This is a genomic window from Antarctobacter albus (assembly GCF_900101505.1).
Taxonomy (GTDB): domain Bacteria; phylum Pseudomonadota; class Alphaproteobacteria; order Rhodobacterales; family Rhodobacteraceae; genus Antarctobacter; species Antarctobacter albus.
In genome coordinates this window covers 373,728-386,550 of record NZ_FMZI01000002.1, presented here as the reverse complement: position 1 = coordinate 386,550, position 12,823 = coordinate 373,728, and the positions used below count along the sequence as shown (strand labels likewise).

At 65.1% G+C, this 12,823-nt stretch carries 14 protein-coding genes; 8 read left to right on the top strand and 6 right to left on the bottom strand.

Annotation, left to right across the window (positions count from 1 at the left end; translation table 11 throughout):
* Positions 1-12 precede the first annotated feature (12 nt).
* The 5 genes from BLQ71_RS05040 to BLQ71_RS05020 all read left to right on the top strand — a co-directional run bounded on the left by BLQ71_RS05040 (position 13) and on the right by BLQ71_RS05020 (position 4,508).
* Entirely contained in the window at positions 13-375 is a 363-nt protein-coding gene (locus tag BLQ71_RS05040; protein ID WP_043145204.1) for an SUF system Fe-S cluster assembly protein, read from the top strand.
* 79 nt (positions 376-454) lie between these two features.
* Complete coding sequence (locus tag BLQ71_RS05035) at positions 455-1,117, top strand: hypothetical protein (protein ID WP_074620923.1); 663 nt, start codon at positions 455-457, stop codon at positions 1,115-1,117.
* Entirely contained in the window at positions 1,117-1,848 is a 732-nt protein-coding gene (locus BLQ71_RS05030) for a DUF3307 domain-containing protein (RefSeq protein ID WP_083342153.1), read from the top strand. The genes BLQ71_RS05035 and BLQ71_RS05030 overlap by 1 nt, the downstream gene beginning before the upstream one ends.
* An 89-nt stretch (positions 1,849-1,937) precedes the next feature.
* Entirely contained in the window at positions 1,938-3,179 is a 1,242-nt protein-coding gene (locus BLQ71_RS05025) for a glycerophosphodiester phosphodiesterase family protein (RefSeq protein WP_083342152.1), read from the top strand.
* Between the two features lie 129 nt (positions 3,180-3,308).
* Entirely contained in the window at positions 3,309-4,508 is a 1,200-nt protein-coding gene (locus BLQ71_RS05020; RefSeq protein WP_074620921.1) for a multidrug effflux MFS transporter, read from the top strand.
* 39 nt (positions 4,509-4,547) lie between these two features.
* On the opposite strand, the gene BLQ71_RS05015 is transcribed toward BLQ71_RS05020, so the two are convergent.
* Positions 4,548-5,216, bottom strand: a complete 669-nt coding sequence (locus BLQ71_RS05015; RefSeq protein ID WP_074620920.1) for a hypothetical protein — start codon at positions 5,214-5,216, stop codon at positions 4,548-4,550.
* Between the two features lie 247 nt (positions 5,217-5,463).
* Between BLQ71_RS05015 and BLQ71_RS05010 the strand changes: the two genes are divergently transcribed.
* Both BLQ71_RS05010 and BLQ71_RS05005 read left to right on the top strand, forming a co-directional pair.
* Positions 5,464-5,847: a HesB/IscA family protein gene (locus BLQ71_RS05010; RefSeq protein WP_043145215.1), complete on the top strand. Its 384-nt coding sequence runs from the start codon at positions 5,464-5,466 to the stop codon at positions 5,845-5,847.
* Positions 5,844-6,167 carry a TfoX/Sxy family protein gene (locus tag BLQ71_RS05005; RefSeq protein ID WP_074620919.1) on the top strand — a complete coding sequence of 108 codons (324 nt, stop codon included), beginning with the start codon at positions 5,844-5,846 and terminating at the stop codon, positions 6,165-6,167. The genes BLQ71_RS05010 and BLQ71_RS05005 overlap by 4 nt, the downstream gene beginning before the upstream one ends.
* A gap of 35 nt (positions 6,168-6,202) precedes the next feature.
* Here the strand turns inward: BLQ71_RS05005 and BLQ71_RS05000 are convergent, their stop codons facing one another.
* A complete protein-coding gene (locus BLQ71_RS05000) occupies positions 6,203-7,096 on the bottom strand; it encodes an isopenicillin N synthase family dioxygenase (RefSeq protein WP_069211634.1) in 894 nt (297 codons plus the stop codon).
* A 107-nt stretch (positions 7,097-7,203) separates the two neighbouring features.
* On the opposite strand from BLQ71_RS05000, the gene tpiA reads away from it, so the two are divergent.
* A complete protein-coding gene (gene tpiA, locus BLQ71_RS04995) occupies positions 7,204-7,956 on the top strand; it encodes a triose-phosphate isomerase (RefSeq protein ID WP_074620918.1) in 753 nt (250 codons plus the stop codon).
* Between the two features lie 56 nt (positions 7,957-8,012).
* Here the strand turns inward: tpiA and BLQ71_RS04990 are convergent, their stop codons facing one another.
* From BLQ71_RS04990 to BLQ71_RS04975, 4 genes are all read right to left on the bottom strand, one after another.
* Complete coding sequence (locus tag BLQ71_RS04990; protein WP_074620917.1) at positions 8,013-9,446, bottom strand: TRAP transporter large permease; 1,434 nt, start codon at positions 9,444-9,446, stop codon at positions 8,013-8,015.
* A gap of 4 nt (positions 9,447-9,450) precedes the next feature.
* A complete protein-coding gene (locus tag BLQ71_RS04985; protein WP_074620916.1) occupies positions 9,451-10,185 on the bottom strand; it encodes a TRAP transporter small permease in 735 nt (244 codons plus the stop codon).
* 84 nt (positions 10,186-10,269) lie between these two features.
* On the bottom strand, positions 10,270-11,274 hold the full coding sequence (locus BLQ71_RS04980) for a DctP family TRAP transporter solute-binding subunit (RefSeq protein ID WP_043145222.1): 1,005 nt from the start codon (positions 11,272-11,274) through the stop codon (positions 10,270-10,272).
* 293 nt (positions 11,275-11,567) lie between these two features.
* A complete protein-coding gene (locus BLQ71_RS04975) occupies positions 11,568-12,794 on the bottom strand; it encodes a sigma-54-dependent transcriptional regulator (protein WP_043145359.1) in 1,227 nt (408 codons plus the stop codon).
* Positions 12,795-12,823: the final 29 nt, after the last annotated feature.

Here is a 12,823-nt window from a genome sequence, read left to right as displayed (position 1 = left end):
ACGAGGACCGCAATGACCGAGCAGAACACGCAGATGGAGGGCGCCCCGCTGATCGCGCCCTCAAGCACCGATCACCCGCTTTACGACACGGTGGTCGAGGCCTGCCGCACGGTCTACGACCCTGAAATCCCGGTCAATATCTACGATCTGGGGCTGGTCTACACCGTCGAAATCAACGACCAGAACGAGGTCAACATCATCATGACCTTGACCGCGCCGGGCTGCCCCGTCGCGGGGGAAATGCCGGGCTGGGTCGCCGAGGCGGTCGAACCGCTGCCCGGTGTGAAGCAGGTCGATGTCGATCTGACCTGGGAACCGCCCTGGGGCATGGAAATGATGTCGGACGAAGCGCGGCTGGAACTGGGCTTCATGTAAGGCAAGCCTTTTCCCTTGCACAACACGACCGCAAAACGAAACCCTTGCATCTCCGCTATGCAAGGGTTTAATTTTGCGCATGTCCCAAACCCAAGCTCATGACTTTGCCAGCGTCCTGACCGGCGACCTTGTTGCCTCGCGCAGGCATGGGCCAGAGGTGCTGGACAAAGCGATGCAGGTGCTGGAACGCGTCAGCCGCGACTTTGGCGAGGACATCGGCGCGAAAGCCGTCTTTCAGCGCCATCGCGGCGACGGCTGGCAGCTGTTCCTGCCACTGGCCCAGCCTTCTCTGCGGGCCGCGCTGCGTATCCAGGCCGCGCTTGCCGCCACCGGGTCGCTGGCCACCCGGATCGGCATCGGCGTCGGCCCCGCCCACATCCCCGATGACGGCGACCTCGCCGCCGCCTCCGGCGCGGCCTTCCATATGGCGGGCGACGTGCTGGCAGGATTGGCGCGCGGCACGCATCTGGCCCTGCCCCCAATTCCCGGCGCCCTGGGCGACGCGTTTGGCGCGCTCATGCTCTTTGTGGATCGTGAGGCACAGGGCTGGAACCGCACGCAGGGACAGGCCCTGTTCGAGGCGCTCCGCGTACAGACCCCAACTCAGGAAGAGATCGCGCAGAAGGTCGGCGTGACCCGGCAGGCGGTCCAAAGCCGCCTCTCCGGCACCGCCCTGGACGCGCTGCAGGAAACGCTGTGGGTCTACGAAAACCGCATCGACACGATCCGGGACAGCCTGTGATGCCCCCTGCACTCCCCGCTCTCGATCCAATGGCCGCGCAGAGTTTTGCCGCGCTGTTCCTGGCGCATGTGCTGGCGGATTTCGTCTTTCAAGGCCGTTGGATGGTCGACCGCAAGCGCAACCTCGGGGTCCTGCTGTTGCATGTGGGCGTGGTCTTTGTCCTCAGTTGGGGGGCGCTTGGCGGTGCCTGGGTCGTGGCGCTGATGGTGGCCCTGGCGCATTTCGCGATCGACGCGGTCAAGGCCTGGTCCCCGGACCGCTGGCGCGACACGCTTGCCGCCTTCCTTTTGGACCAGGGCGCGCACCTGGTCACGCTGCTGGCCGCCGCCCTGTGGTGGCCCGCCGCCGCGTCCCAGGGGCTCTGGGCGCCCTGGTTGCCGCACCTGGTGGCGCCCGCGATCTTTGCCGCCGGGCTGATCACCACGGTCCTTGCGGGCGGCTATGTCGTGGGGATGCTGACCGCCCGGTTCGAGGTACCCCTGAAGGGCCTGCCAGAGGCCGGTCGCCTGATCGGTCAACTGGAGCGGGCGCTGATCTTTCTCTTTGTCACAATCGGCGAACCCACCGGAATCGGCTTTCTGATCGCGGCCAAGTCGGTGCTGCGTTTCGACACCGCCAAGGAGGATCACCGCGCCAGCGAATACGTCATCATCGGCACGCTGGCCTCCTTTGCCTGGGCGCTTGGCGCCAGCTACGGCACTTTGGCCCTGATGCAGATCGCCCAGCCCTGACAAAGCGTTACCGAAGTTTGTCAAAGCCGTCACGCGCCCGTTACCCTGCGCCCCGATGAGAAGGGCCTCTCAACAGGAGGTCCTTATTCATGAAGACGTTCACACTCGCCCTGGCTGGCGCAGCCCTGGCCGGCCCCGTCCTGGCCGAAACCCATGCCAATGCCTATGACGCCGGCCTCACCTACGGTGTCCGCCCCGCCTACCTGGTGTCGCGGATGGAAGACGGCGCACTCAAGGACAAGCTGCAGTCCTGCCTGGGCAACACACCCGCGCGCACGCATTTCTCGGTTGGCCACCGTGGCGCGCCGCTGATGTTCCCCGAACACACGGTCGAATCGAACCGGGCCGCGGCGGGCATGGGCGCGGGCATCCTGGAATGTGACGTGACCTTCACCGCCGACCTGGAACTGGTCTGCCGCCACGCCCAGAACGACCTGCACACCACCACCGACATCGTGGCAGGCCCGCTGGCCTCCAAGTGCACCACGCCCTTCACCCCGGCCTCGGGCGATGCCAAGGCCAGCGCCGAATGCCGCACCTCGGACCTGACCCTGGCCGAGTTCAAGACCCTGACACCCAAGATGGATTCCGCCGATGCTTCGGCCACCACGGCAGAGGCCTACCTGGGCGGCACCGCCAACTGGCGGACTGACCTTTTCGTCAGCGGCGCGACCCTGATGACCCACGCGGAATCGATCGCCCTGTTCGACAGCCTCGGCGCCGATTTCACCCCCGAACTCAAGGCTCCTTCGGTCGAGATGCCCTTCAACGGCTTCACCCAGGCCGACTACGCGCAGAAGCTGATCGACGAGTACAAGGCCGCCGGCATCGACCCGTCGCGCGTCTGGGCCCAGTCCTTCGATCTGTCGGACGTGCTCTACTGGATCGAGAACGAACCCGAGTTCGGCAAGCAGGCGGTCTACCTGGATGACCGCTACGAGGCCGCGGACGACGACGAGGGGCTGATCGACCCGATGGACGCCGCCACTTTCAAGCCGACGATGGTCGAGCTGAAGGAGATGGGCGTCAACTACATCGCGCCGCCGCTGTGGATGCTGGTCACGCTGGATGATAGTGGCGCAATGGTACCCTCGGTCTACGCCGAAGAGGCCAATGCCGCCGGCCTGGACATCATCACCTGGTCGCTGGAACGCTCCGGCCCGCTGACCTCGGGCGGCGGCTGGTACTTCCAGTCGGTCAAGGATGCCACGAACACGGACGGCGCCTATTTCGAGATCCTCGACGTTCTGGCCCAGCAGGTCGGCGTCAAGGGCGTCTTCTCGGACTGGCCCGCCACGACCACCTTCTATGCCAACTGCATGGGCCTCTGACCCGCGCGCTTCGGCAACAACACATGTGTCGGGGCCGCCTTCTGGCGGCCCTTTCGCATTGGTGCCAATTCTCCGCTGTCACCCGGGCGGAAAAACAGGTACCGCATGGACACCTATTGATTGAACCCCATGCGACAGCCTCCCGCCTCTCCGCCCAGCCTGGTCACGCTTGTCCTGATGACGGTGCTGGGCATCGTCTCGGTCAACATGTTCCTGCCTTCTCTGGCGAACATGGCCCGCAGCTTTTCCATCTCCTACGCCACGGCCAGTCTCGCGATCTCGCTGTTCATGCTGATCACCGCCGGGCTGCAACTGGTCATCGGTCCGCTATCGGACCTCTATGGACGCCGCCCGGTGTTGCTGTGGTCGCTGGCCTTGTTCACCTGCGCCTCTCTCGGCACGGCGCTGGCGCCGGATTTCACCAGCTTCATGGTCTTTCGCGTGCTGCAGACTGCCGTCATCGCGGGCAACGTCCTGTCGCGCGCCATCGTGCGCGACACATCGCCCCCCAGCGAGGCCACCAGCCGGCTGGGCACGATCGGCATGGCCATCGCGCTGGGACCGATGATCGCCCCCGTGATCGGTGGCGTCATGGACCAGGCCCTGGGCTGGCGGTCGACGCTCTGGGCCTTCACCGGGCTGGGCGCAGCGCTGCTCTGGCTCTGCTGGGCAGACGTGGGCGAAACCAATCCACGCCGGGGACAGGGCTTTGCCGCCCATTTCCGGGCCTACCCCGCGCTGCTGACCGACCTGCGCTTCTGGTCCTACACGATCTCGATGGGGCTGGGCATCGGCATCTTCTTTGCCTTTCTTGCGGGAACGCCCCTGCTGGGCGCAGCCTATTTCGACATTTCGGAAAGCACGGTCGGCGCGCTGATCGGCCTGCCCCCGGCGGGTTTCGTCATCGGCTCGTATCTCTCGCGCCGCCTGGGCGCCCGGGTGGCCCCGCCGCTGATGGTCCTGGCCGGGCGGCTGGTTTCGGTCGCGGGCCTTGGCGTCGCGCTTCTGCTCTGGACGCTTGGCCCCGGCAGCGCCTGGAGCTTTTTCCTGCTGATGCCGGTGATCGGCGTGGCAAACGGCCTCAGCACGCCCGCAGGCATGGCCGGAGCCATGTCGGTGCGCCCCGATCTCACCGGCAGTGCGGCGGGGTTGTCCGGCGCCGTCACCATCGGCTGCGGCGCGGCCATGACCTCGGTGTCCGGCGCCATTCTGGGGGCGACACCGGATCCGACGCGCCTGATCTGGCTGCTCTGGGGGTTGGCGCTTCTCTCGGTCCTGGCCGCCCTGCCCGCCCTGCGCCCGGACCGCCAGCCGGAACCGGTGGGCTAAACAGTCTGACCGGACAAACCCTGTCAGATACAGCCCCCGTCAGTCGCGGCGGAACTCCAGGTCCACGAAGGGTCCGATACAGGTTGGCGGCAGAACCGGGCTCCCTGCCAGCGCTGCGCCCTGAGCCCTGGCCATTTCCGCAAGAACGATGTTGCGCAGGTAGGCCATTGGCTCTGTCACAAACCGCGCGGTCACGATGCGCATGCGGTAGGGCGACAAGGGTTGCGGTTGCACGCCGACGAGAGCCTCGTAAAGCCCCGCAATCTCACTGTCCCGAGCGGCCTTCATCCCGGCGACCTCGGCTTGCAAGTCCTCGCGCCAGGCGTCCAGCTGCATCCGGTAGTAGAGCACCGTCGACGCCCGCTGCCGCAGCTCCGACATGGGCGGCATCAAGGGCATTCCATAGGCATCGGCGCGAGGCAGTGTCGTGTTTTTCTCCATGCGGCGCCCGTGCGCCCTCAACATCTCCAGTCGCCGGTGATGACTGCGGCGCACCGCCTCGGGCGCGGCCCTGAACCTGTCGTCGATGCACTGCACAACCCGATCCCAGGCACCGGGATTGGCCTTCTCAAAGGCATGGGCATCGCTGCCGAACCCTGCCTGGACCAGCTCCGTTTCGAACAGCCTGTCATCCGACCCGACGAATTTTCCGTGCGGTTGCCCGATCCACCTGCTTTCGACGGGATGCGGCACATCGGTCGGCGCCACGCCGAAAGCGTCGAAATAAGGCTACTGCCAGTCGAAAAAGACGGCACAGACATCAACCGGCGCCTCCCCGGTGCTGGACAAACCGCCTGAAATGACGGTCATGACACTGGCCAGCACCCCGAAAAATCGTTTCATCTCAAGCCCGATCCGCGTTCTGAAACACCCGGCGACAACAGCGCGCGCCGCCTTCCTCTTGAGTAGACGCAGCCGCTCCCTTAAATCTTGGTTTGAAAGTGAGGTTTCACACATGTTTGGCATACCCGGTCAGTCCCCCGTGACGATCACCCCCACCGCCGTGACCCAGATCCGCAAGCTGATGGAGCGGGACGGTCGCTATGCGCTGCGCATCGGCGTCAAGAAAGGCGGCTGCGCGGGCATGGAATACACGATGGACTACGTCGACGGTTCCGAGGCCAACGACGAAGTGGTGGAACAGGACGGCGCACGCGTCCTGATCGCGCCGATGGCGCAGATGTTCCTCTTCGGCACGGAAATCGACTACGAGACATCGCTGCTCGAATCCGGCTTCAAATTCCGCAATCCCAACGTGGTGGACGCCTGCGGCTGCGGCGAATCCATCAAGTTCAAGGATGTCGAGGAACTCTCGGCCGACCAGGGCAGCCAGGGGTGAGCATCTCGGCCGAAGAGATCGCCTTTGCCCGCGATCTCTTTTCCGGCCTCGGAGACATCACCACCCGGCGCATGATGGGCGGGCTGTGCCTGTACCATCAGGGCACGATCTTTGCGATCCTGCACCCCGAGGGTGGTATCTTTCTCAAAGGCGCGGGCGGCTTCGTCGATCGGCTTGAGGACATGGGCTGCACGCGCTGGACCTATACCCGCAAGACGGGACAAAGCGCGGCCATGCCCTACTGGAGCCTGCCCGGCGCCGCTCTGGACGATCCGGAAGAGGCCGTCGCCCTGGCCCGTGAGGCGCTGAACCACCTCTGACGCCCAAGTTCCCAGGCCCGTACCGGCGCCCCGTCTCACCCCGTCTTCAGGTGCAGGTATGTTTCGCTGAACCGCCGTTCCAGGTGCGCGCCAGCCGAAACCGCCTCCCCGGACCCGATCGGCGCCACGTTGGTCTCCCAGTCAGGGTTGAAGAACAGCGGCACCGAGATCCGCTCCTCCGCCGATCCCCGCACCCGGTGCAGCGTCGCCTTGACCCGCCCGCCGGTCCAGATTTCCAGCATCTCTCCGAAATTGATGATGAACTCCCCCGGATCGGCCCGCACCGGCAGCCAGTCGTCTTCCGGTGTCAGCACCTCCAGCCCGGGCACCCCGTCCGTCCCCAGCAGGGTCAGACAACCGTAATCCGTATGCGCCCCGATGCCGAAGTCCTTTTCGCCGGCCCACCCCGGGCGCGGCGGATAGTAGTTGCCCCGAAGCAAGGCCATCGGCCGGGCGAACTTGTCGTCGAAAAAGCCCCGGTCTTCGCCAATCGCCTCGGCGATCCCCCGCAACAGGTCCATCGCAACCGCCATTGCATCGCGGTAATAGGCTTCGATCACCTGGCGGAACCCGTCCGGGCGCTCGGGCCAGAGGTTCGCCGCATAGACCGACAGGCCGGTGTCCGGCGCCTCGAAACCACAGTCGAAGACCTGCTTGTAATCCGGGTTGGCCTCGGGGTCGACTTGCTCGCTCTGCGAGGCGCCCCAGCCGCGGTTCGACCCGGTCGCCGCCATGTCCACCGCGCGTTTCTCGGCCTCCGGCAGGTCGAAAAAGGCCCGGTAGGCCGCGAGTACAAACCGCATCCGCGCCGGGGAAATGCCGGTGTTGAAGACGGTCAGAAAGCCGCTTTCCTCGGCCCCGATCTTCAGCGCCGCCAGTGTTTCGGCGTCCCGCGCCGCGATCTTTGCCGCATCCAGTCTGGGGATCATCCGCCTCTCCCTTTGGTCGCCCTTTGTCACGAGGTCGCGCGCGCCGCAAGCGGGCTTGACGTCGCGCCGCGCCCGGTGACACTTGGCCCCGCAAAAAGGAGAGGCATATGCGACGCAAACTGGCCGCGGGCAACTGGAAGATGAACGGAACGCGCGCCGCGCTGGACGAACTGGCGGCGATGGGTGCCGCCGCCGAGGGCGCGGCCGAAATCCTGGTCTGCCCGCCCGCGACCCTGATCGCGGCGGCGGCCCAGACCGCAAAGGGCATCGCCATCGGCGGCCAGGATTGCCACCCTGCGGCCTCGGGTGCCCATACCGGCGATCTCTCGGCGCCGATGCTGGCGGATGCGGGCGCAAGCTATGTCATCCTCGGCCATTCCGAGCGCCGCGCCGATCATGGTGAGGATGACCAGTTGATCCGGGAAAAGACCCGCGCCGCCTGGGACGCGAACCTGACCGCCGTGGTCTGCGTCGGCGAGACACTGGACCAGCGCGAGGCCAACAACACGCTGGACATCATCGGCGGGCAGTTGGCCGCCTCGATCCCCGACGGCGCCACCGCGCACCGGCTGGTGGTGGCCTATGAACCTGTCTGGGCCATCGGCACCGGCAAGGTGCCGACGATGGAACAGATCGGCGAGGTCCACGGTTTCATCCGCGCCCGTCTGGAGCGCCGCTTTGGCGCCGGGGTGGGACGGTCGACCCGCCTGCTCTACGGTGGTTCCGTCAAACCCGGCAATGCCGCCGAGATCTTTGCCGTCCCTAATGTCGACGGCGCGCTTGTCGGCGGGGCCAGCCTCAAGGCTGCGGATTTCCTGCCCATCATCGAGGCGCTGAACGCCGCCCCGATGGAGGCATAGGACGCGCCAGCCATCCCCGAGACAAGAAAAAAGGGCCGGTTTCCCGGCCCTTTTGCTTATTCCGCTGTGCGGGCCTCGCAGAAGGCGGCCTCGAGCTGGTTTGTGGGTGGTGCACCCGCGCAGTTGATCTGCGGCCCCATCACGTTGTCCGGCAAGACCGTCGAGATGATCGGGATATAGGTCACCATGATCAGGAAGACGAAGAGCACGGCCAGGAAGGGCAGCGCCGCCTTGACGACCCGCATCATCGGCATGCCCGCCACGCCGGAGGTCACGAAGAGGTTCAGACCGACGGGAGGCGTGATCATCCCGATTTCCATGTTCACCACCATGATGATGCCCAGGTGGATCGGGTCGATCCCCAGTTGCAGCGCAATCGGGAAGACCAGCGGCGCGACGATCACCAGGAGGCCCGAAGGCTCCATGAACTGACCGCCGATCAGCAGGATCACGTTGACGATCACCAGGAACATGATCGGGCCAAAGCCTGCATCCAGCATGGCCGAGGCGATCTGCTGCGGGATCTGTTCGTCGGTCAGGACGTGTTTCAGGATCAGCGCGTTGGCGATGATGAACATCAGCGTGACCGTCAGCTTGCCCGCCTCGAACAGCGTGTCCTTTGTGTCCTTGTGGAAGAAGGCGGTGACCAGGGCGATGGGCTTGCGGATCAGCGGCGTGTTCGGCCCACCTTCCTTGTTCGCAAGCGGCCCCATGTCGCGATAGACGAAGGTGGCGATGATGAAGGCATAGACCGCCGCGACCGCCGCTGCCTCTGTCGGTGTGAAGATGCCGCCATAGATGCCGCCCAGGATGATCACGATCAGCAAGAGCCCCCAGAGCGCATCGCCCCCGGCCTCGGCCACTTCGCCCCAGCCTTTCCATTCGCCCTTGGGCAGGTCGCGCATGATGGCGATGATCAGGATGGTGGCCATCAGCATGGTGCCCGCCATCAAGCCGGGGATGACCCCTGCCAGGAACATGCGGCCCACGGAAACATCGGTGGCCGACGCATAGACGACCATGACGATCGACGGCGGGATCAGGATGCCCAGGGTGCCCGCATTGGCGATGACACCGGCGGCGAAATCCTTGGAATACCCCACCTGCCGCATCCCGGCGATCACGATGGACCCAATGGCGACCACCGTTGCCGGAGAGGACCCGGAAAGCGCCGCGAAGAGCATGCAGGCAAAGACGCCGGCGATGGCAAGACCGCCCGGCAGGTGCCCGACGCAGGCGATGGAAAAGCGGATGATCCGCTGCGCCACGCCGCCTGTCGACATGAAGCTGGACGCCAGGATGAAGAAGGGGATCGCCAGGAGCGTGTAGTGCCCGGCCATCGCCTGGAAAAAGCTCTGCGCGATCGAGGCCAGCGAGGTGTCGCTGAGCACCAGCAGGAAGACGATCGAGGAAAACCCGAGCGAGACGGCAATCGGCACACCGATCAGCATCAGGCCGATCACCATGCCAAAGAGAATGACAACATCCATCGGATCAGTCCTTGTTCATGTGCGCGACGTCTTCGACCGCGTCTTCGGCTTCGTGGCTGACGATCAGGCTCTCGGCTTCGCCGCGCCAGATGCGGACGGTGGCCTGGATGAACCGGAAAAACAGCAGCAGCGCGCCGAAGGGCAGGATGACGTAGGGGATGAACCGCGGGATCTTTTCATAGGCTTCGCCCTCGTTGATCCAGGGTTCGATAAAGCGCAGCCACTCGGGCATCGGGATGTCGATCACCTCGTACCAGGAGCGGTAAGAGGTACGGCCCATCTCCTCGAACCCGGTGGGGAACCAGCGGCCCGTGGTCTGCGGCAGGTTGGCAAAGTTGGCCCAGTAGTCCCAGGCGCCCTTGAGCAGCAGGAAGGCATAGCCGATGCAGACCGCCGCCGCGATCAGGGTCATGACCTTGCGTGTCGGGGCGGAAACCACGTTCAGCACCGCGTCCACGCCCAGGTTGGCGGTCTTCTTGACCGCGTAGCTGACCCCGAACAGCACCAGCCATGCAAAGAGGAACGAGGTCGCCTCCAGCCCCCAGATCAGGCCACCGGGCAGGTCGACGCCCAGCAGGTCCTCGAGCCAGCGACCGAAGCTGCTGTTCACGCCGTAGCGCAGCACGACGTTGATGAACGTGATGATCGTCATCGCGCCAAGGATGAGCGCGATCACCGTCTCTTCCAGTTCGTCGATGAAACGTCCGAACATCCCGTTCGGCGGATTATGAGATGACATGGTCCCCCTCCTTGCCCCGGTTTCGGGTACAAAAAAACCGGCCCCCATACTATCACGGGGGCCGGGCATTCGGCGCTCAGGCCATTACATGCCGTTGTTGATGGCCTGTGCTGCGTCGATGTTGTCCTGGCCCACGTCCTTCACGAACTCGTCCCAGACCGGCTTCATGGTGTCGACCCAGGCCGCGCGCTGCTCAGGCGTCAGTTCGCGCACGGTGCCGCCCGCGTCGATGATGGCCTGCTTGGCTTCCTGGTTAACCTTGAAGCTCTCAGCGTTGCGGGTCTCGGTCACCTCGGCGATGATGGTCGCCAGCTGGTCACGCACGTCCGCGTCCAGGCCTTCCCACCAGTCCACGTTGGTCACGACCAGGTAGTCGATCACACCGTGGTTGGTCTCGGTGATGCCGTCCTGCACCTCGAAGAACTTCTGGCCGTAGATGTTGGACCAGGTGTTTTCCTGTCCGTCGACGACGCCGGTCTGCAGCGCACCGTAGACCTCGGAAAAGGCCATCGGCTGCGGGCTGCCGCCCAGGGCCGCCATCTGCGCCTTGAGCACTTCGGAGTTCTGCACGCGGAACTTCAGCCCCTCGGCATCACCCGGATCAACCAGCGGTTTGTTGGCCGACATCTGTTTCATACCGTTGTGCCAGAAGGCCAGGCCCAGCAGACCGCGACGGGTCATCGATTCCTTCATCTTCTGACCGGTGTCGGAGTTCTGGAACCCGTCGACGGCCTCGATGTTCTTGAACATGAACGGCAGGTCGAAGATGCGGAACTGCTTGGTGAACTGCTCGAATTTCGACAGCGAGGGCGCGGCCAGCTGGACGTCGCCCTGCAGCATCGCCTCCAGCACCTGGTCATCGTTGTAGAGGGTCGAGTTCGGGAAGACCTCCATGCAGGCCTTGCCGTCCATCTCGGCGTTCACGCGCTCGGCCAGCAGGGTGGCGGCGATGCCCTTGGGGTGACGGTCGGTGTTGGTGACATGGCTGAACTTGATGACAAGCTCACCCTCGTCGCAGGCGGCCTGGGCGCCGGTGGCACCGGTCACGACAAGGGCTGCCGCCGCGGCGGTCATCAGAAACTTTTTCATGGGTATCCTCCCAGATACGTTTTGCAAGTTTCGCGGCGCCCCTCCTCGAGGCGCCGGATGCCGCATAGAAAGCCGCCTGTTCCGAATCGGATCAAGAGCGCGTGACCGGAAACTCTTTCGCGCCACTTTTCTGAAACAAAATCATATCGTTACGATGGAATTCCTCGCGCGACCGGTGTCTTGGCGCCGCGAGTCGTGCGATTCTCCGCACAGCTGTTTCCGCTCGCTGTGCGGAAATCCGCACAGTTGCCGGGCAGATTGCGAATCCCCCTGCCCTTCGGCGCGACTCGCCATCAGGCGCGATAGGTCTCGGGTTTCAGCCCGTATTTCGCCAGCTTGTCGTAAAAGGTCTTGCGCGGCAGCTTCAATGCCTCGGCGGCCAGCCGCGCCTGCCCCTCGTTCTTGCGCAGCGCCTCGATCAGGAGGGATCGCTCGACCTGAGCCATGCGCTCGGCCAGCCCCAGGCTGCCCTCCGGCGCGGCAACGTCGCCTAATCCCAGCACAAAGCGCATGGCCGTGCTCATCAGTGAGCGGGCGTTGCCCGGCCAGTCCTGCGCCATCAGGCTGGAGATCAGGTCCTCGGTAATCTCCGGCGGCGCAAGGCCGGCCTGTTCGGCGGCCTGGGCGACATAGTGACGGAACAACACCGGGATGTCCTCGGGGCGTTCCGACAACGAAGGAATACGGACCTGGCAGACCTCGAGCCGGTAGTAGAGGTCACTGGACATCTCGCCCTTTTCCGCCGCTACTGACAAGTCCTGCGTGCTGCCCCCGATCAGGACCGTGTCGCCCTGTTCCATGAGGTCGATCAGGGCCAGTTGCGTATCCTGGCTGAGCCCGCCGATCCCGTCGAGGAACAGCGACCCACCGGCGCAACTTTGCCAGAGGGCCTGCAGTTCGGCCCGGTCCAGCCCCGATGCGGCGCGTTTCTGGAACGGTGCCTTGGCACGGGGCGAGGCCAGGTGAATGACCTCGGCAACCTTGGAAATGCCGGTGCCGGGCGCACCTGTCACAAGGGCCTCTGTCCCGGCGCGCGCGGCCATGCGCACGCGGGCGCGCAAGCGTTCCGCCGCAGGTGAAATGCCGAAAATCAGCCGCGCAGCCGGATCGCCGGTTTCCAGTTGGGCCTTCAGCCGCCGGTTTTCCAGCACCAGGCCGCGCGTCTTCAGGGCCCGGCGCACAACGGCCGTGAAATCCGCCGGGCTGCAGGGTTTTTCCAGAAAGTCGAAGGCCCCCTGCGACATGGCCCGCACCGCCATCGGAATGTCGCCCTCGCCAGTCAGCAGGATGACCGGCAGTTCCGGGTCCTGCTGGTGCGCATAGTCCAGCAGGTGAAAGCCGTCCCGCCCCGGCATCCGGATGTCCGAGACGATCACCCCGTCGAAATCTGGACGGATCCGGTCCTTGGCCTCGACAAAAGACCCGGCGGTCAGCGTGTCGAAATCCGCCAGTTCCAGGGACTGCCCCAGCGCCTCGCGAACCGAGGCGTCGTCATCGACCAGCAGCACGCGGCTGACCATCATGTCCGGCCTCCCAAGGGACGGTGGGC